Raw genomic sequence first — 18,621 nt, forward strand, 5'->3', positions numbered from 1 at the left:
TATCTATGACAACCTTCTACACCGTGGTGAGTTGGCTGGTCATTCTGGGATACTGGCTGTTAATCGCGGGTGTGACGTTGCGCATCCTGATGAAGCGCAGAGCCGTACCCTCTGCCATGGCCTGGCTACTGATTATTTACATCCTGCCGTTGGTGGGCATTATTGCCTATCTCTCGTTTGGTGAGCTTCATCTCGGTAAGCGCCGTGCCGAACGTGCCCGGGCCATGTGGCCTTCTACCGCAAAATGGCTCAACGATCTTAAAGCCTGTAAACATATTTTCGCTGAGAACAACAGTAGCGTCGCTTCCTCGCTGTTTAAACTGTGCGAGCGTCGCCAGGGAATTGCCGGCGTAAAAGGGAATCAGCTCCAGCTCCTGACAACCTCCGATGATGTGATGCAGGCGTTGATCCGTGATATTCAGCTGGCTCGCCATAACATTGAGATGGTGTTCTATATCTGGCAACCCGGTGGGATGGCCGATCAGGTCGCAGAATCGCTGATGGCGGCCGCTCGCCGGGGCATCCACTGCCGCCTGATGCTGGACTCCGCCGGCAGCGTCGCGTTTTTCCGCAGCCCCTGGGCAGGCATGATGCGTAATGCCGGTATCGAAGTGGTTGAGGCGCTAAAGGTCAACCTGCTGCGTGTTTTTCTGCGCCGCATGGATCTTCGTCAGCACCGTAAAATGATCATGATCGATAACTATATTGCCTATACCGGCAGTATGAACATGGTTGACCCGCGTTTCTTCAAGCAAGATTCTGGCGTCGGACAATGGGTTGACCTGATGGCAAGAATGGAAGGCCCGATTGCCACCTCTATGGGGATCGTCTACTCCTGTGACTGGGAAATTGAAACCGGCAAACGCATTCTTCCTCCGCCACCGGACGGTAATATCATGCCGTTTGAAGAGGCCAGTGGCCACACTATTCACACCATCGCCTCCGGGCCGGGTTTCCCGGAAGATTTGATTCATCAGGCGCTGCTCGCTGCCACCTACTCAGCGCGTGAATATCTGATCATGACCACCCCCTACTTTGTTCCCAGCGATGATCTGCTGCACGCGATTTGTACCGCTGCGCAGCGTGGTGTGGACGTCAGTATTATTATGCCGCGCAAAAATGACTCGCTGCTCGTGGGCTGGGCCAGCCGCGCCTTCTTTACCGAACTGCTGGCTGCTGGCGTGAAAATTTACCAGTTCGAGGGCGGGCTTCTGCATACCAAGAGCGTACTGGTTGACGGTGAGCTGAGCCTGGTGGGAACCGTCAATCTCGATATGCGCAGCCTGTGGCTAAATTTTGAGATCACGCTGGTGATAGACGATTCCGGATTTGGTGGCGATCTGGCGGCGGTACAGGATGACTATATCTCCCGCTCGCGCCTGCTGGATGCCAGACTGTGGGCGAAACGTCCGCTGTGGCAGAGAATTGCCGAACGACTGTTTTACTTCTTTAGCCCGTTGCTGTAAAACGTGCCCAACGATGTTAAACAGGTAGTCATCATGGAAATGGATCTGAACAATCGCCTGACCGAAGACGAAACGCTCGAGCAGGCCTATGACATTTTTCTCGAACTGGCGGTTGATAACCTCGATCCCGCAGACGTGATCCTCTTTAATCTGCAATTCGAAGAGCGCGGCGGTGCCGAATTGTTCGACCCGGCAGAAGACTGGGCCGAACACGTGGATTTCGACCTCAATCCTGATTTCTTCGCCGAAGTCGTGATTGGGCTGGCGGATGAAGATGGTGGTGAAATTAACGACATTTTTGCCCGCGTGCTGCTGTGTCGCGAGAAAGACCACAAGCTGTGCCATATTATCTGGCGTGAATAATAAAAAAGGCTGCGATGCAGCCTTTTTTATCATCTACAGACGATAAGGGCTGACGTAATGTCAGCCCTTATGTTTATAACGGATCGACTTTCAGGCAGGAAACCGCATGCCGGAAGCTGCCTTCCAGAACCGGACGTGTTTTCGCACATTCCGGCCCTGCCATCGGACACCGCGTACGGAATACGCAGCCTGAAGGCGGGTTAATCGGCGATGGCAATTCACCGTCCAGAAGCTGGATGGTTTTATTTTTTTCCAGATCGGGATCGGGGATCGGTACGGCCGACATCAGCGCTTTGGTATAAGGGTGCAACGGGTTGTGGTACACCTCATCATACGTGCCCAGTTCCACGGCATGCCCCAGATACATCACCAGTACGCGGTCAGAAATGTGTTTGACCACCGCCAGGTCGTGCGCAATGAAGATCAGCGACAGCCCCATTTCACGCTGCAGTTTTTGCAGCAGGTTAACCACCTGCGCCTGAATAGAAACGTCCAGTGCAGAAACTGGCTCATCACAGATGATCAGCTTCGGTTCGAGGATCAACGCACGTGCAATACCGATACGCTGGCACTGGCCGCCGGAGAATTCGTGCGGGTAGCGGTTGATGAGGTTAGGCAACAGCCCGACTTTCAGCATCATCGCCTTAACACGATCGCGCACTTCCTGACGTGATAACTTCGGATGATAGGTGCGCAGCGGCTCGGAGATAATCTCACCGATAGTCATACGCGGGTTTAATGATGCCAGGGGATCCTGGAAAATCATCTGGATATCGCTACGCACATCGCGCCACTCGTCCGGCTTCATGCCCAGCAAATCTTTGCCCAGCCATGCCACTTTACCGCCCGTCGCTTTCACCAGGCCAATAATGGCGCGCGCAAACGTGGATTTACCACAGCCTGACTCACCCACCACGCCCAGGGTTTCCCCTTCGTACAGGCGAAGCGTGACGCCATCCACCGCTTTCAGGGTTTTAGGCGGCTGCCAGAACCACTGTTTGCCGTCTTTAATGTCGAAATGCACTTTCAGATCGGCGATTTCGAGCAGTACATTTCTTTTTTCATCTAATGCGTTCATACCAGATCCTCCTGCGGCTTAAAGCAGGCGCGCAGACGGCCTGGTGCAAACTCGTCCAGCGGCGGAGCGCTGTTACAGATTTCCATCGCGTGCGGACAGCGCGGCTGGAACGGGCAGCCTTTCGGCAAACGCAGCAGGTTTGGCGGGTTGCCCGGAATGGTCAACAGAGATTCGCCTTCCGCGTCGAGGCGCGGAACGGCATTCAACAGGCCAATCGAGTACGGATGCGCAGGCTGATAGAACACATCTCGCGCTTTGCCATACTCCATGGTACGACCGGCATACATCACCAGCACTTTGTCGCAGATACCCGCAACCACGCCCAGGTCGTGGGTGATCATGATAATCGCCGTGTTGAATTCGCGCTTAAGCTCGTTCAACAGGGTCATGATCTGCGCCTGAACGGTCACGTCCAGCGCGGTGGTCGGTTCATCGGCGATCAGCAATTTTGGCCGACACAGCAGCGCCATCGCAATCATCACGCGCTGGCGCATACCGCCGGAAAACTCGTGCGGGAACATGCGCATGCGCTTACGTGCTTCCGGCATTTTTACCGCATCCAGCATTTTGACGGACTCTTCGAACGCTTCCGCTTTGCCCATGCCTTTGTGCAGCATCAGCACTTCCATCAGCTGTTCGCCGACGCGCATATACGGGTTAAGTGACGTCATCGGATCCTGGAAAATCATCGAAATCTGCTCAGCACGAAGCTTGTTCAGCTCCTGCTCCGGCAGGTTCAGGATCTCTTTCCCGTTGAAGGTCGCGGAACCACCAATACGCCCGTTTTGCGCCAGAAGCCCCATCAGCGCAAACGCCGTTTGTGATTTCCCCGAACCGGATTCACCCACGATCCCCAGCGTTTCACCCGCACGCAGGCTGAAGTTGAGATCGTTTACGGCGGTAACATCTCCGTCCGGCGTTTTAAAGGTGACGCGGAGGTCTTTGACATCCAGCAGAATTTTGCTCTGTTGTTGCGCCTGTGGCGCAGTTGCCGTTTCAATTATCGTCATGACGGCGCTCCTTAACGGTCTTTCGGGTCGAGGGCATCACGCAGGCCATCGCCGATAAAGTTGAAACAAAACAGGGTGACGACCAGGAAGCCCGCCGGATATAACAGCAGCCACGGAGAAACTTCCATTGAGTTTGCACCATCACTCAGAAGCGCACCCCAGCTGCTCAACGGTTCTTGCGTCCCCAGACCCAGGAAGCTCAGGAAGGATTCAAACAGGATCATGCTTGGCACCAGCAGCGAGGCATAGACCACAACCACACCCAGCACGTTAGGAACGATGTGTCGAACCACGATATTGCCGGTCGATACCCCACCAACCTGTGCGGCTTCGATAAACTCTTTGCGTTTAAGGCTCAGCGTTTGACCGCGCACAATACGCGCCATGTCCAGCCAGGAAACCATCCCGATCGCCACAAAGATCAGCAGGATATTCTGGCCAAAGAAGGTCACCAGCAGGATAACGAAGAACATGAACGGGAAGGAGTTTAATATCTCAAGCAGACGCATCATTACGGAGTCCACTTTGCCGCCAAGATAGCCGGAAAGTGAGCCATAGAGCGTACCGACGATCACCGCCACCAGCGCGGCGGCAATACCGACCATCAACGAGATACGGCCACCAATCGCCACACGAACCAGCAAATCACGCCCGGAAGAATCCGTACCGAAATAGTGCCCGGATGTCATATCCGGCGCGCTGGACATCATGCCCCAGTCGGTATCGAAATAGGTGAACTGTGACAGCATGGGAGCCAGGGTCACAAACAGAGCAATCAACACCAGCACAAACAAACTGGTGACGGCAGCACGGTTGTGCATAAAACGACGACGGGCATCTTGCCAGAGGCTACGGCCTTCTACTTCCAGTTTTTCACTGAAGTTTTCCAGCGCCTCGCTGTTTTTCTTACTCAACATCATGGCGTGCTCCAGTGTTAGTAACGGATTTTCGGGTCGATAACGGCATACAGCACATCGACAATTGCGTTAAAGAGAATGGTCAGCGTTCCGACAAGGATTGTGAGGCTTAATACCAGCGAGTAATCGCGGTTAAGCGCACCGTTAACGAACAGCTGGCCAATACCTGGCAGGCCATAAATAGTTTCAATCACCATTGAACCCGTAATAATACCGACGAAGGCCGGGCCCATATAGGACAGTACGGGTAACAGCGCAGGCTTAAGCGCGTGACGGAGAATAATCCGGTGCATTGGCAGCCCCTTTGCACGCGCGGTACGAATGAAGTTTGAGTGCAACACTTCAATCATCGAGCCACGGGTAATACGCGCAATGCTGGCAATATACGCCAGTGATAATGCCACCATCGGCAAAATCATAAACTTCAGTGCCCCGCCGTTCCAGCCGCCACCAGGCAGCCATTTCAGCGTGATGGCAAATATCATCACCAGTAATGGTGCCACAACGAAACTGGGGATAACGACCCCGGTCATTGCGACCCCCATTACGGTATAATCCCATTTGGTATTTTGTTTTAGTGCGGCAATAACGCCCGCGGCAACCCCGAGAATAACGGCCAGGAAGAATGCCGCAGCACCTAATTTAGCCGAGACCGGGAAGCTTGAAGCCACCAGGTCGTTAACGGAATAGTCTTTATATTTGAACGAGGGCCCAAAATCGCCATGCGCCAGCTGCTTCAGATAACTGAAGTATTGGGTGGAGATAGGATCGTTTAAATGATATTTCGCTTCGATATTTGCCATCACTTCTGGCGGCAGCGCACGCTCGCTGGTAAATGGACTACCGGGAGCAAGACGCATCATGAAGAACGAAATCGTAATAAGAATAAAGAGCGTCGGAATCGCTTCAAGACAGCGACGTAGGATAAATTTCAACATTGCCCGTACCTTCTGGCGTGTGCCTTTTGCACATGTTTTTTCTGGCGAACCCGAAAAATCATGTGCATATAGTGCGATGAGTTAAGACACAGTGGGGCAAATAACATTGCCCCACGGATTGCCATTAATGCTTAATGATGTACAGATCTTTGGTGTAGATGTTGTCCATCGGGTCTTTACCGGTATAACCGCCAACCCAAGGTTTCACCAGACGCGCGTTCACGTAGTAGTAAACCGGAACGATCGCAGAATCTTTACCTAACTGCTGCTCTGCTTTGTCGTACAGGGCAGTACGTTGTGCCTCATCAGTCACTTGCAGCGTTTCTTTCATGATTGAATCAAACGCCGGGCTCTTATAGTGCGCGGTATTCATGGAGCTGTCAGACAGCATGGTGTTCAGGAAGGACGTAGGTTCGTTGTAGTCCGCACACCAGCCGGCACGCGCCACATCGTAGTTACCCTGGTGACGGGTATCCAGGAAGGTTTTCCACTCCTGGTTCACCAGCTTCACATCCACACCCAGGTTTTTCTTCCAGATGGATGCAGCCGCGATAGCCAGTTTCTTGTGCAGATCGGAGGTGTTATACAGCAGGTTAAACGTCAGCGGCTTGTCTGCGGTGTAGCCCGCTTCGGCCAGCAGTTTCTTCGCTTCTTCGTTACGTTTTGCCTGTGTCCAGGTGAACCACTCTGGTTTGGTCAGCTTCGCGCCATCTGTGTATGGCGGGGTGTAACCGAATGCCGGCAGGTCGCCCTGCGCTTTCACTTTGTTTACGATGATATCGCGATCCAGACCCAGCTTCAGCGCGGTACGTACGCGAGCATCGGTAAATGGCGCTTTCTGGTTGTTGATTTCGTAGTAATACGTACACAGGTACGGATCGACGTGAACTTCGGTTGGGATCTCTTTCTTCAGCTTCTGGAAGAGTTCAATCGGCAGGTTGTTATAGGTCATGTCGATTTCGCCGCTGCGGTAACGGTTAACGTCCGTCACTTCGGAGGAAATCGGCAGATAGGTAATCTGGTCTACGATGGTTTTCGCGTTATCCCAGTAGTTGGTGTTACGCTCCATCACGATACGCTCGTTAACCACCCAGTCTTTCAGCTTATAAGCACCGTTAGTGACGATGTTAGCTGGCTGAGTCCACTTCTCACCGAATTTTTCGATGGCAGTTTTGTTAACCGGAGACATTGCCGGGTTAACCAGCAGTTTGTAGAAATACGGAACAGGTTCGCTCAGGGTGACTTCCAGAGTGTGGTCATCGATGGCTTTCACGCCGAGTTCTGATGGAGCTTTTTTACCGTCGATGATTTCATCAACGTTCAGGATGTGACCGTACTGCGGATAGCTGGCGTAAGGAGAAGCCGTTTTAGGATCAACCAGACGCTGCCAGCTATATACGAAATCTTGTGCGGTGACAGGTTCACCGTTGGACCATTTTGCGTCTTTACGCAGGTGGAATGTCCAGACTTTAAAGTCTTTATTATCCCAGCTTTCAGCCACGCCCGGGATTGGGTGACCGTCTTTCGTCGAGGTAATCAGCAGACCTTCGAACAGATCGCGACTGATATTCGCTTCAGGAACACCTTCAATCTTGTTCGGATCCAGAGACTGCGGCTCAGCGCCGTTGTTACGGATCATGGTTTGTTTTTCTGCAAGCGTTACACCTGCAGGCACGTCGGCAGCCATTGCCATATTACCCGCGATCAGCGCAGTGAAAATACCCGCTGCTATCAGACTTTTTTTTGTGATGATGGACATTGTGTTGATACTCCACTCATTATAATTACTGGCCTTCGCCAGCTGTGTATCCCCTGTTGGGGCCTGTACAGCGCAGGAGTTTTTTTTGCTGCTGTCAGGTTCTTTTTTTACTTCTTGCTATCACCGACTTCTTTATTACTGACCGCTCGTATGGCCGTCTTGCGTCGATTCTTAACACGCCTCCCCTGTCTGGGACGTGTGCTGGATACCTGAGAAGAGGACTATATGAAAATAATTCTCATCTACTTGTTTTATGCTGCAAAATATAAGGCCGGAAAGTATCAAATGGCGTAAACTCGCGCCAATACATTTTGCAAATTTGTTAAGCAATTCTCTTTTACGGTGAGTACCGCGTTTTTATGGGCAGCCCTGCCGGACATCAAACACCAGGGAAACACCCTGCTATTCAATATGATAGAGATAATTTTCTCTACAAGCGCGTCGCTGCGCTGTCATTGACTGGTTTTGTACGAAAATTTAACAACTGGTTATTATTTAGCACATTCCTCTAACGGAACGTTGAAATTACTAATATCATTTCGGTTATCTCTCAGCAAGCCCCAGAGTATCATGTGAGTCAAATAACAGATCGATCGCAGGATTTATGTGCAGGCGGGTAAACACAAAACACATAAGTTACTGAAATACATTGAATTACAATTATCAGTAGAATTTATTATGGTTTGTGCAAATTTCAACTTTATTAATATGATTTGCTGATAATCACATAAAAAACGGAGCCCGTGGCTCCGTTTATTCATATGACGTGGTTAGTGCAGCAGTCCGGGGAAAATGCTCTTTATACCGGTGACGATGAACTCAATGCCCAGCGCCATCAATAACAGACCCATAATACGGGTAATGACGTTGATGCCCGTCTGTCCCAGCAAACGCACCAGCCAGGGAGCCATACGGAACACGCCCCAACAACAAAGCGCAAAAATGGCAATCGCCACGGAGAAACCAATAAGGTGCATCAGGTTGTGGTAGCGAGTCCCCCAGACGATTGTCGAACTGATCGCCCCGGGTCCTGCCATCAACGGTAACGCCAGCGGCACCACACCAATGCTCTCGCGAATGGCGGTTTCTGACTTTTCCTGTTTGTTCTGTTTATCTTCCCCCAGCTTACCGCTGATCATCGACATGGCAATGGTGACCACCAGGATCCCACCCGCGATGCGGAAGGAGTCAATGGAAATGCCAAACAGTTGCAGGATGGCATCCCCCAGATAAAGAGAGGTAAGCAATATAATGGCCACGGACAGGTTGGCCGTGAGATTGGTTTTGTTCCTGGCCACCGCCGTCTGGTAGCTGGTCATACTAATGAAGACAGGGATAATCCCCACCGGGTTGACCAGGGCAAACAAACCAATAAAAAACTTAAAATATGTTGGAAAATCAAAGAGCGTTTGGATCACGTTTAGCTCCGCTTATGCGCATGGCCCGGGACTGATACTGTGTCATGGTAGAACCGCGCTGAAGATACGCTTTTTATTAGCATACTTCACCAGAAATCTGTGCCAAAACGTTAGCATTTCATGATGTTAAACATTTGTAGAATCAATGATAGCCACGCTTCCAATAGTTACGTAATTATTTAACAGTGGAATAATCTCAAAGAAATAACCCTGCTGAATGGTATCAGCTTGGGGGAAAATTGATGCAGATCATGATTTCCGTACTCAGAAGTGAGTAATCTGATTACGCCGCCAGGGAGATCACCTATCAAAAAGGTATGATGCTAAGGTAAGGCTCTTTTAGTAAATTAGTGAATCGACAGGAAGTAACCCTTTGTTTTACTGTGTGTTACGCAAGTCCTATAAGCCCTGACTATACTGTCTGACGTATCGAGCGCTGGTTTACTAAAAGAGTTTAAACATTATCAGGAGAGCATTATGGCTGTTACCAATATCGCTGAACTGAACGCCCTCGTAGAGCGCGTTAAAAAGGCCCAGCGTGAATATGCCAATTTCACCCAAGAACAGGTTGATAAAATCTTCCGCGCGGCCGCTCTGGCTGCTGCAGATGCTCGAATCCCTCTCGCTAAAATGGCCGTTGCCGAATCCGGCATGGGTATCGTTGAAGATAAAGTGATTAAAAACCACTTTGCTTCAGAGTATATCTACAACGCCTATAAAGATGAGAAAACCTGTGGCGTGCTGTCTGAAGACGACACCTTCGGTACGATCACCATTGCAGAACCTATCGGCATCATCTGCGGTATCGTTCCGACCACCAACCCAACGTCTACTGCTATCTTCAAATCACTGATCAGCCTGAAGACCCGTAACGCAATTATCTTCTCCCCGCACCCACGTGCGAAAGACGCCACCAACAAAGCTGCGGATATCGTCCTGCAGGCTGCCATTGCAGCTGGCGCACCTAAAGACCTCATCGGCTGGATCGATCAACCGTCTGTTGAACTGTCCAACGCACTGATGCACCACCCGGACATTAACCTGATCCTGGCGACCGGTGGCCCTGGTATGGTTAAAGCAGCATACAGCTCCGGTAAACCGGCAATCGGCGTAGGCGCAGGTAACACGCCAGTGGTTATCGACGAAACCGCAGATATCAAACGTGCTGTCGCGTCTGTACTGATGTCTAAAACCTTCGACAACGGCGTTATCTGTGCATCTGAACAGTCTGTAGTGGTTGTTGATTCCGTATACGATGCTGTTCGCGAACGTTTTGCCAGCCACGGTGGCTACATGCTGCAGGGCAAAGAGCTGAAAGCCGTTCAGGACATCATTCTGAAAAATGGCGCGCTGAACGCCGCTATCGTTGGTCAGCCAGCATATAAAATTGCTGAACTCGCAGGCTTTACCGTTCCGGTCACCACCAAGATCCTGATCGGTGAAGTTAAAGTTGTGGACGAAAGCGAGCCGTTTGCTCACGAAAAACTGTCCCCTACTCTGGCAATGTACCGTGCAAAAGATTTTGATGACGCGGTAGAAAAAGCAGAGAAGCTGGTTGCAATGGGCGGTATCGGTCACACCTCTTGCCTGTACACCGACCAGGATAACCAGCCAGAACGTGTTGCTCACTTCGGTCAGAAGATGAAGACTGCACGTATCCTGATTAACACCCCGGCTTCTCAGGGTGGTATCGGTGACCTGTACAACTTCAAACTCGCACCTTCCCTGACTCTGGGTTGTGGTTCCTGGGGTGGTAACTCCATCTCTGAAAACGTTGGTCCAAAACACCTGATCAACAAGAAAACCGTTGCTAAGCGAGCTGAAAACATGTTGTGGCACAAACTTCCGAAATCTATCTACTTCCGTCGTGGCTCTCTGCCAATCGCGCTGGATGAAGTGATTACTGATGGCCACAAACGTGCGCTCATCGTGACTGACCGTTTCCTGTTCAACAACGGCTACGCAGATCAGATCACCTCTGTTCTGAAAGCGGCTGGCGTCGAAACTGAAGTCTTCTTTGAAGTTGAAGCTGACCCAACACTGAGCGTTGTTCGCAAAGGTGCTGAACTGGCGAACTCCTTCAAACCAGATGTGATTATCGCACTGGGTGGTGGTTCCCCAATGGACGCCGCGAAAATCATGTGGGTTATGTACGAGCATCCTGAAACGCACTTCGAAGAACTGGCACTGCGCTTTATGGACATCCGTAAACGTATCTACAAGTTCCCGAAAATGGGCGTAAAAGCGAAGATGATCGCTGTGACTACCACTTCCGGTACCGGTTCAGAAGTGACACCGTTTGCGGTTGTAACTGATGATGCGACCGGCCAGAAATACCCACTGGCTGACTACGCGCTGACCCCAGATATGGCTATCGTTGATGCCAACCTGGTGATGGATATGCCGAAATCACTGTGTGCGTTCGGTGGTCTGGATGCTGTAACTCACGCCCTGGAAGCCTATGTTTCCGTACTGGCTTCTGAGTTCTCTGACGGCCAGGCTCTGCAGGCGCTGAAACTGCTGAAAGAAAACCTGCCAGCATCTTACAACGAAGGGTCTAAAAACCCGGTAGCGCGTGAGCGTGTACACAGTGCAGCAACCATCGCCGGTATCGCATTTGCCAACGCCTTCCTGGGTGTTTGCCACTCAATGGCACACAAACTGGGTTCTCAGTTCCACATTCCTCACGGTCTGGCGAACGCCCTGTTGATCAGCAACGTTATCCGTTATAACGCTAACGACAACCCAACCAAGCAGACTGCATTCAGCCAGTACGACCGTCCGCAAGCACGTCGTCGTTATGCTGAAATCGCAGACCACCTGGGTCTGAGCGCTGCGGGTGACCGTACTGCTGCGAAGATTGAGAAACTGCTGGCATGGCTGGAAAGCATTAAAGCTGAACTGGGTATTCCTAAATCCATCCGCGAAGCAGGCGTACAGGAAGCTGACTTCCTCGCTCACGTAGATAAGCTGTCTGAAGATGCATTCGATGACCAGTGTACCGGTGCTAACCCGCGCTACCCACTGATCTCCGAGCTGAAACAGATCCTGCTGGATACCTACTACGGCCGCGAGTTCAAAGAAGGTGATACTGTTGCAAAAACTGAAGCACCTGCCGTAAAAGCTGACAAAAAAGCGAAGAAAAGCGCTTAATTGATAGCCCGATAAAAAACCCGCCATTTGGCGGGTTTTTTTATGTCTGCATATTAAGCTGAAAACATTCAGCGGCTCATTATTTCCGGTTGTCGTGCTGAATCGCCGTCAGTGAACCTACCACCAATGCTTCCTTATAGTGTTTACGGCAAACCGAGATATAACGCTCATTGCCCCCTATCACCACCTGCTCACCATCCGCATAAGGTTTTCCGGACTGATCGAGACGAAGCACCATACTGGCTTTACGGCCGCAAAAACAGATAGTTTTCAGTTCAACAAGCTTATCGGACCAGGCAAGTAAATACTGGCTCCCGGCAAATAATTCCCCCCGGAAATCCGTACGCAACCCATAACACAGAACGGGGATATCAAGCTCATCAACAACCTCTGAAAGCGCATGAACCTGTTCACGTGTAAGGAACTGGCTTTCATCAACCAGAACGCAATGAATAGGCTGTGCAGCGTGTGCTGTGCGAATATCCTGCAACAGGTCGGTTTCCGGGTTATACAGTCTGGCAGGCGACGAGAGACCTATTCTGGAACTCACCTTGCCCGCGCCATAGCGATCGTCGATTTCAGCGGTGTAAACCACGGTACGCATACCTCTTTCCTGATAATTGTAGGAGGATTGCAGTAACGCCGTAGATTTCCCGGCATTCATTGCCGAATAGTAGAAATAAAGTTGTGCCATTGGCCGTAAAACCCTAATCAATGTGTAATATTCCCAATGATTCATTGTACCATATTTTGCCTCACCATCAGCGACACACTGCACAGACCCTGCGGGCTCAGGACGCGGGTAAAAACCCGTAAATTAAGAAAATAATGCGTCAAAACATGCAGTAAACGCATTAAGCATCGCCAATAAGTTATGGCATCGGCCAAAGAAAACACTTCTTTTTATACTGGAATCCAGGTTCATTAAAATTCACTATTTATTAACTATTTTTGCCTTTACACCGCTTTTGCGAAGTAATACAAAAGGCTGATATTTATCCGCCGCAACTATAATTCCTGCGGTAAATGTCACAAAAAAAACATGTAACCGACCCTGTTAAGCAGGTTACCGTGATAACACGCAGTCCGGGACCTAATGAAATTTAAGTTAGCGTAATTAATAATAGCGACCATTATTTAGTATTTTTTGAATTCCTTACATTCCCACCTATTGCACAACTCAAATTATCGCTCTATTATTAGGTCAACAAACCACCCCCCCATTATAAGTTTGAGATTACTACAATGAGCGAAGCACTTAAAATTCTGAACAACATCCGTACTCTTCGTGCGCAGGCAAGAGAATGTACCCTTGAAACGCTTGAAGAAATGCTGGAAAAATTAGAAGTTGTAGTTAATGAACGTCGTGAAGAAGAAAGCGCTGCTGCAGCTGAAATCGAAGAACGCACTCGTAAACTGCAGCAATATCGTGAAATGCTGATTGCTGATGGTATCGATCCAAACGAATTGCTGAACAGCATGGCTGCTGCTAAAACCGGTACCAAAGCCAAACGCGCTGCTCGTCCTGCTAAATATAGCTATGTTGATGAAAACGGCGAAACTAAAACCTGGACTGGCCAGGGTCGTACTCCTGCTGTTATCAAGAAAGCAATGGATGAGCAAGGCAAACAGCTGGATGACTTCCTGATCAAGGATTAATCAGGACGCATTCTGAAAAATCCCGCTTAATGCGGGATTTTTTGTATCTGAAATTCACGTCAAACATCCCCTTACACTCTGTCATATAGTGACAATGGACTATTTAACATTCCTTACGGTCTGAGCCTGTCACAGGTTGTTATGGGCATAAAAAAACCGGTGGGCATCGCCACACCGGTCTTGTTCATTTACAGCCCGGGTTATTTTTTAATACCCATACTGTCTTTGAGCCAGGCTTTAAATTCTTCACCCAGCGTATTGTGGCGAATGCCATATTCAACAAATGCCTGCATATAACCGAGCTTATTCCCGCAGTCATGGCTCTTACCTTTCATATGGTAGGCTTCAACGGTTTCTTTCTCGATCAGCATATCAATAGCGTCGGTCAGCTGGATCTCATCACCCGCTCCTGGAGGGGTTTTCGCCAGCAGTGGCCAGATTTCAGCGCTCAGGACATAACGGCCTACAACCGCCAGATTAGACGGTGCTGCGTCTGCTTTTGGTTTCTCAACAACGCCCACCATTGGCACGCTTTCGCCAGGTTCCAGATTCACACCTTTGCAGTCAACGACACCGTAAGCTGTCACATCGGCAACAGGCTCAACCATAATCTGGCTGCTACCGGTTTCGTCAAAGCGGTGAATCATCTCAGCCAGGTTGTCTTTAGACAGGTTGGATTCATATTCATCCAGAATAACGTCTGGCAGGATCACCGCGACAGGTTCGTCGCCCACGACAGGGTGTGCGCACAGTACCGCGTGACCCAGGCCTTTAGCCAGCCCCTGACGCACCTGCATAATGGTAACGTGTGGAGGGCAAATAGACTGAACTTCAGCTAACAGCTGGCGCTTAACACGTTTTTCCAGCATAGCTTCAAGTTCAAAACTTGTATCGAAATGGTTTTCGATTGAGTTTTTAGATGAATGCGTAACCAGCACAATTTCAGTAATACCGGCGGCGATACATTCATTAACGACGTACTGGATTAATGGCTTATCAACCAAAGGCAGCATCTCTTTAGGAATTGCCTTAGTTGCTGGTAACATCCTGGTCCCCAATCCCGCTACCGGGATAACGGCCTTTCTGACTTTCGAATTTAGGGCAGCCATTGAAATTCTCCTGAGCTGTTCAAGTTTTGAACTTTTATGCATTAAATAACGCGTCGAGTATATCAGTCTCACCTTACAGTCCGGGTCTGAAAAGAACGCGTTGCCGATCAATTAGGATAAATACGCATGAATCTGGGCTGTGATAGTAGCACTCCCGGCAAAACACAGGAAAAGCAATCTTACGAATAAGAACCAACTGCTTATTCCGTGGACAACATTAAGCGTAACCGCCCCCCGGCACCCCAAATTTGGCACTGCCAGGAGGAACAGCGGTGGCTAATTTGATTAAGGTAAGCCGTCTCCAGTGTGCCAAGGGGCACACCGTTGCTCACCTGAATATGATGCTCCCCGGTATTCAGAGTGGCATTCAGACCCGCTGAAACGAGGATAAGATTTTTCAAACTGCTGTGGTAATAACCGACCAATAGCGGAAACTGTCCCGGCAAATTGGCCTGGCGAAAAAGCTGATTAACCTGTTTAAGTAAACTGCCTAACTCAGGGAGTCGTTGTCCCTGATGCGATAGTTGCTCCTGCAACAGGCCATTAAATAGCGCACGAAGTAATAACGCCGCTAATACACCATTGTCTCCTGCCCGGGTAACATCCAGACAATAAAACGCAAGATCCGCATCAGACAATGGCGCAATATCCAGCACCAGTCCAGGCTGATCGGCGGCCATCAACTGTCGATAATTTATTCGGCAATGTGAAATAGTTTGTTGTACCGGAGGCTGGAGTTCCTGTAACAATTTTGCGGCCGCTGGAGGGTTGCTGACTAAAGCATCCCAGTCCTGGAAAAGACGCTCCTCTTCCTCTACCCGGGAATTAAACATATTTGGATAAAGGCAGGCCAACACCGTTTCACGCAGACGGTTCAAATCCTTAACGGGTTTAAGCAGAATATCCTGAACGCCCAGGCGTAATGCTTTGGCGATGTCCGCCATATTCTCCGTCGCTGAAATCATCAAAATGGGGGTTTTATCGCCTTCATTACGCAGATGCTCAACCAGCTTAAGGCCATTCATCCGCGGCATCGCGATATCACAGATCATCAGATCGGGTGTGATGCTGACCATTTTTTCCAGCGCGTCGATACCATCCTCAGCCAGTGCAGTGATTGCACCCAGTGAGGATAACCACGAATCCAGCAGCGAGCGGAAAACGGGCTCGTCTTCAACAATCAAAATTTGTTTTCCGGCCAATGGCTGCGTCATGGTACCTCCCCTGACTGACAGTAACTAAATAGTGGCATGCTATCGATACTATCGCCTGTCAGATTTTGCTTAAGTAATCAAAAAAAGGGTGCTCAACGTGCTGTCCGCACAAATGGCAACAATTCATCCATTTTCTTTTCGACGGCTACAGCGCCCGCAGTAATGGCGGCCTCAGCCAGATGGAAATCAAGGGTTGCAATCTGCGGGCAATACGGCTGGATCAAAATATCCGGAGGGTCGCCTGCCATACGGTTGCGCTTCAGGCGGTTTTCAAGCACCTGAATGGAGGTGGTCATAATTTCGATCGCCGTCGGCGCGGTCACTGCGCGACGCGCTGCCACACGGCCAATTCGTCCACGTAAACGTTCATGCCATGCCAGTTTCTCACCGTCGGCATCATCACTTTGAAGATTGACTGGCATCAGGTCTTGCTGCATCAGGTGCGCATCGTGCTGCAAATCCACGGCGATCACGATATCGGCCCCCATCGCTCGCGTCAGGGAGATGGGAACGGGGTTCACCACCCCACCATCAACCAGCCAGTAGCCGTTATGCAGGACAGGGGCCATTAACCCCGGCATACTGCAGGAGGCGCGAACAGCGAGATGGATATCCCCTTCGGTAAGCCAAAGCTCACGTCCCGTACTCAGGTTTGTCGCGACGGCACCAAAAGGCATCTGACAATGACTGAAGTCATCAAGAGGCATAATCTGGCGGAACTGGTTAAACACGCGCTCACCGCGCAGTAACCCGCCACGCTGCCAGGAAAGATCCATCAGGCGCAGCACATCCCAGTAGCTGAAGGAGCGCACCCAGGTTTCAAGTTCCGGAAGCTTTCCGCAGGCGTATGCAGACCCGACCAGCGAACCAATAGAACACCCTGCAACAATATCGACGTCAATACCCATCTTGTTTAAGGCATTGATCACGCCGATATGTGACCACCCCCGGGCTGCACCTGAGCCCAGCGCCAGTCCAATTTTAACCTTTCTCATTAGCCCTGTTTTACTTCCCCTGGATTCCTGACATAGCGTCAACGCATCTGCTCAGTTAACATGGTGCTACCCGAAGCGTTTTACGCCCTTATTTTTGTTCCAGGAAGAGAATCGTGTCTCAACTCTGCCCTTGTGGTAGCGCTCTGGAGTATAGCCTATGTTGCCAGCGATATCTTTCTGGTGAACAGGTTGCACCAGACCCGTCACACCTTATGCGTTCGCGGTATACTGCTTTTGTGATCAAAGACGCAGACTACCTGATCAAAACCTGGCACCCATCCTGTCATGCCGCCAGTTTCAGGCAAGATATAGAAGCCGGATTTGCCAACACCCATTGGCTCGGGCTCACCGTCTATGAATTCGCAACAGACAGTGACCACAATGAAGGCTACGTCAGTTTTGTCGCCCGGTTTACCGAACAAAATAAACCAGGTGCCATTATCGAGCGTTCCCGGTTCTTAAAGGAAAGCGGGCAATGGTATTATATTGACGGAACGCGCCCTCAGTTTGGTCGTAATGATCCCTGCCCATGTGGTTCAGGTAAAAAATTTAAAAAGTGTTGCGGGCAGTAATGCCTGACAACCCAGATTTCGCAAATACATAAACAGGATTTCCCGGCGATGCAATCACTACAACGTAAAGTTCTGCGCACCATCTGTCCCGATCAAAAAGGGCTGATCGCACGAATTACCAACATTTGTTACAAACATGAACTGAATATCGTGCAGAACAACGAGTTCGTTGACCACCGTACCGGTCGCTTTTTCATGCGTACCGAACTGGAGGGGATTTTCAACGACACCACCCTGCTTGCCGACCTTGATAGCGCTCTGCCAGAAGGCTCCGTGCGCGAGTTAACACCCGCCGGCCATCGTCGCATTGTGATTCTGGTGACGAAAGAAGCCCACTGTCTGGGCGATCTGCTGATGAAAGCGAACTACGGCGGCCTGGACGTCGAAATCGCCGCTGTTATCGGCAACCACGAGACACTGCGTACGCTGGTCGAACGTTTTGATATTCCGTTTGAGCTGGTGAGCCATGAAGGTCATACCCGTGAAGAGCACGACGACCTGATGGCGCAGGCCATCGAAGCCCATAATCCGGACTACGTGGTACTGGCGAAATATATGCGCGTACTGACGCCGTCTTTCGTTTCACGTTTCCCGAACAAGATCATCAATATTCACCACTCATTCCTGCCAGCCTTTATTGGTGCACGCCCGTATCATCAGGCTTACGAGCGCGGCGTGAAGATCATCGGTGCAACCGCGCACTACGTGAATGACAATCTGGATGAAGGCCCAATCATCATGCAGGACGTGATTCATGTGGATCACACCTATACGGCGGAAGATATGATGCGTGCCGGACGTGATGTGGAGAAAAACGTCCTGAGCCGTGCGCTGTATCAGGTGCTGGCACAGCGCGTCTTTGTCTACGGCAACAGAACCATCATTCTTTAATCTTTCGGAAAATGAATTGATTAGCTTTGCGCCTTTACGGATAAAAAGCAGGCAAACAACTCAGTTTTCCTAAAGGAAT

16 protein-coding genes are annotated in these 18,621 nt (G+C 50.4%); 6 read left to right on the plus strand and 10 right to left on the minus strand.

Translation table 11 applies throughout. The features are described 5' to 3' along the window. Positions 1-5: 5 nt before the first annotated feature. Together cls and ACJ9N4_RS10670 are read left to right on the plus strand one after the other, a co-directional pair. Positions 6-1,466 carry a cardiolipin synthase gene (gene cls / locus ACJ9N4_RS10665; protein ID WP_411500464.1) on the plus strand — a complete coding sequence of 487 codons (1,461 nt, stop codon included), beginning with the start codon at positions 6-8 and terminating at the stop codon, positions 1,464-1,466. Between the two features lie 33 nt (positions 1,467-1,499). Beyond that, positions 1,500-1,829 carry an HI1450 family dsDNA-mimic protein gene (locus ACJ9N4_RS10670; protein ID WP_014832243.1) on the plus strand — a complete coding sequence of 110 codons (330 nt, stop codon included), beginning with the start codon at positions 1,500-1,502 and terminating at the stop codon, positions 1,827-1,829. Positions 1,830-1,902: 73 nt separating this feature from the next. On the opposite strand, the gene oppF is transcribed toward ACJ9N4_RS10670, so the two are convergent. From oppF to ACJ9N4_RS10700, 6 genes are all read right to left on the minus strand, one after another. Then, positions 1,903-2,907: a murein tripeptide/oligopeptide ABC transporter ATP-binding protein OppF gene (gene oppF / locus ACJ9N4_RS10675; RefSeq protein ID WP_182271678.1), complete on the minus strand. Its 1,005-nt coding sequence runs from the start codon at positions 2,905-2,907 to the stop codon at positions 1,903-1,905. Then, the gene (locus ACJ9N4_RS10680) at positions 2,904-3,917 is read right to left on the minus strand and encodes an ABC transporter ATP-binding protein (RefSeq protein WP_182271679.1); all 1,014 of its coding nucleotides are present in this window, start codon (positions 3,915-3,917) and stop codon (positions 2,904-2,906) included. The genes oppF and ACJ9N4_RS10680 overlap by 4 nt, the downstream gene beginning before the upstream one ends. A gap of 11 nt (positions 3,918-3,928) precedes the next feature. Next, the gene (gene oppC / locus ACJ9N4_RS10685) at positions 3,929-4,837 is read right to left on the minus strand and encodes an oligopeptide ABC transporter permease OppC (RefSeq protein ID WP_182271680.1); all 909 of its coding nucleotides are present in this window, start codon (positions 4,835-4,837) and stop codon (positions 3,929-3,931) included. Between the two features lie 14 nt (positions 4,838-4,851). Next, entirely contained in the window at positions 4,852-5,772 is a 921-nt protein-coding gene (gene oppB / locus ACJ9N4_RS10690) for an oligopeptide ABC transporter permease OppB (RefSeq protein ID WP_182271681.1), read from the minus strand. A gap of 124 nt (positions 5,773-5,896) precedes the next feature. Next, a complete protein-coding gene (oppA, locus tag ACJ9N4_RS10695) occupies positions 5,897-7,531 on the minus strand; it encodes an oligopeptide ABC transporter substrate-binding protein OppA (RefSeq protein WP_182271682.1) in 1,635 nt (544 codons plus the stop codon). 770 nt (positions 7,532-8,301) lie between these two features. Beyond that, positions 8,302-8,949: a YchE family NAAT transporter gene (locus tag ACJ9N4_RS10700; RefSeq protein ID WP_182271683.1), complete on the minus strand. Its 648-nt coding sequence runs from the start codon at positions 8,947-8,949 to the stop codon at positions 8,302-8,304. Positions 8,950-9,426: 477 nt separating this feature from the next. Here ACJ9N4_RS10700 and adhE point away from each other — a divergent pair, with 477 nt between their 5' ends. Next, a complete protein-coding gene (gene adhE / locus ACJ9N4_RS10705; protein ID WP_182271684.1) occupies positions 9,427-12,102 on the plus strand; it encodes a bifunctional acetaldehyde-CoA/alcohol dehydrogenase in 2,676 nt (891 codons plus the stop codon). Positions 12,103-12,181: 79 nt separating this feature from the next. Here adhE and tdk read toward each other — a convergent pair whose 3' ends face one another. After that, complete coding sequence (tdk, locus tag ACJ9N4_RS10710) at positions 12,182-12,796, minus strand: thymidine kinase (protein WP_182271685.1); 615 nt, start codon at positions 12,794-12,796, stop codon at positions 12,182-12,184. 551 nt (positions 12,797-13,347) lie between these two features. On the opposite strand from tdk, the gene hns reads away from it, so the two are divergent. Next, positions 13,348-13,761, plus strand: coding sequence for a histone-like nucleoid-structuring protein H-NS (hns, locus tag ACJ9N4_RS10715; protein ID WP_008502781.1), 414 nt, complete (start codon positions 13,348-13,350; stop codon positions 13,759-13,761). Between the two features lie 200 nt (positions 13,762-13,961). On the opposite strand, the gene galU is transcribed toward hns, so the two are convergent. From galU to rssA, 3 genes are all read right to left on the minus strand, one after another. Beyond that, entirely contained in the window at positions 13,962-14,870 is a 909-nt protein-coding gene (gene galU, locus ACJ9N4_RS10720; protein ID WP_182271686.1) for a UTP--glucose-1-phosphate uridylyltransferase GalU, read from the minus strand. A 200-nt stretch (positions 14,871-15,070) separates the two neighbouring features. Beyond that, positions 15,071-16,084 carry a two-component system response regulator RssB gene (rssB, locus tag ACJ9N4_RS10725; protein ID WP_182271687.1) on the minus strand — a complete coding sequence of 338 codons (1,014 nt, stop codon included), beginning with the start codon at positions 16,082-16,084 and terminating at the stop codon, positions 15,071-15,073. A gap of 92 nt (positions 16,085-16,176) precedes the next feature. Then, complete coding sequence (rssA, locus tag ACJ9N4_RS10730; protein WP_182919947.1) at positions 16,177-17,079, minus strand: patatin-like phospholipase RssA; 903 nt, start codon at positions 17,077-17,079, stop codon at positions 16,177-16,179. A gap of 113 nt (positions 17,080-17,192) precedes the next feature. Between rssA and ACJ9N4_RS10735 the strand changes: the two genes are divergently transcribed. Both ACJ9N4_RS10735 and purU read left to right on the plus strand, forming a co-directional pair. Continuing rightward, a complete protein-coding gene (locus ACJ9N4_RS10735) occupies positions 17,193-17,651 on the plus strand; it encodes a YchJ family protein (RefSeq protein WP_182271688.1) in 459 nt (152 codons plus the stop codon). Positions 17,652-17,699: 48 nt separating this feature from the next. Next, positions 17,700-18,542, plus strand: a complete 843-nt coding sequence (gene purU, locus ACJ9N4_RS10740) for a formyltetrahydrofolate deformylase (RefSeq protein WP_182919946.1) — start codon at positions 17,700-17,702, stop codon at positions 18,540-18,542. The last annotated feature ends 79 nt before the right edge of the window (positions 18,543-18,621 follow it).

Origin of the sequence: Enterobacter sp. LM3, assembly GCF_046622475.1 — a bacterium.
GTDB classification, from domain to species: domain Bacteria; phylum Pseudomonadota; class Gammaproteobacteria; order Enterobacterales; family Enterobacteriaceae; genus Enterobacter; species Enterobacter cloacae_P.

Excerpts from the sequence above, each read along its gene's own strand:
- cls (WP_411500464.1), top strand. The coding sequence starts at position 6 with ATGACAACCTTCTACACCGTGGTGAGTTGGCTGGTCATTCTGGGATAC.
- ACJ9N4_RS10670 (WP_014832243.1), top strand. The coding sequence starts at position 1,500 with ATGGAAATGGATCTGAACAATCGCCTGACCGAAGACGAAACGCTCGAG.
- oppF (WP_182271678.1), bottom strand. The coding sequence starts at position 2,907 with ATGAACGCATTAGATGAAAAAAGAAATGTACTGCTCGAAATCGCCGAT.
- ACJ9N4_RS10680 (WP_182271679.1), bottom strand. The coding sequence starts at position 3,917 with ATGACGATAATTGAAACGGCAACTGCGCCACAGGCGCAACAACAGAGC.
- oppC (WP_182271680.1), bottom strand. The coding sequence starts at position 4,837 with ATGATGTTGAGTAAGAAAAACAGCGAGGCGCTGGAAAACTTCAGTGAA.
- oppB (WP_182271681.1), bottom strand. The coding sequence starts at position 5,772 with ATGTTGAAATTTATCCTACGTCGCTGTCTTGAAGCGATTCCGACGCTC.
- oppA (WP_182271682.1), bottom strand. The coding sequence starts at position 7,531 with ATGTCCATCATCACAAAAAAAAGTCTGATAGCAGCGGGTATTTTCACT.
- adhE (WP_182271684.1), top strand. The coding sequence starts at position 9,427 with ATGGCTGTTACCAATATCGCTGAACTGAACGCCCTCGTAGAGCGCGTT.
- tdk (WP_182271685.1), bottom strand. The coding sequence starts at position 12,796 with ATGGCACAACTTTATTTCTACTATTCGGCAATGAATGCCGGGAAATCT.
- hns (WP_008502781.1), top strand. The coding sequence starts at position 13,348 with ATGAGCGAAGCACTTAAAATTCTGAACAACATCCGTACTCTTCGTGCG.
- galU (WP_182271686.1), bottom strand. The coding sequence starts at position 14,870 with ATGGCTGCCCTAAATTCGAAAGTCAGAAAGGCCGTTATCCCGGTAGCG.
- rssB (WP_182271687.1), bottom strand. The coding sequence starts at position 16,084 with ATGACGCAGCCATTGGCCGGAAAACAAATTTTGATTGTTGAAGACGAG.
- rssA (WP_182919947.1), bottom strand. The coding sequence starts at position 17,079 with ATGAGAAAGGTTAAAATTGGACTGGCGCTGGGCTCAGGTGCAGCCCGG.
- purU (WP_182919946.1), top strand. The coding sequence starts at position 17,700 with ATGCAATCACTACAACGTAAAGTTCTGCGCACCATCTGTCCCGATCAA.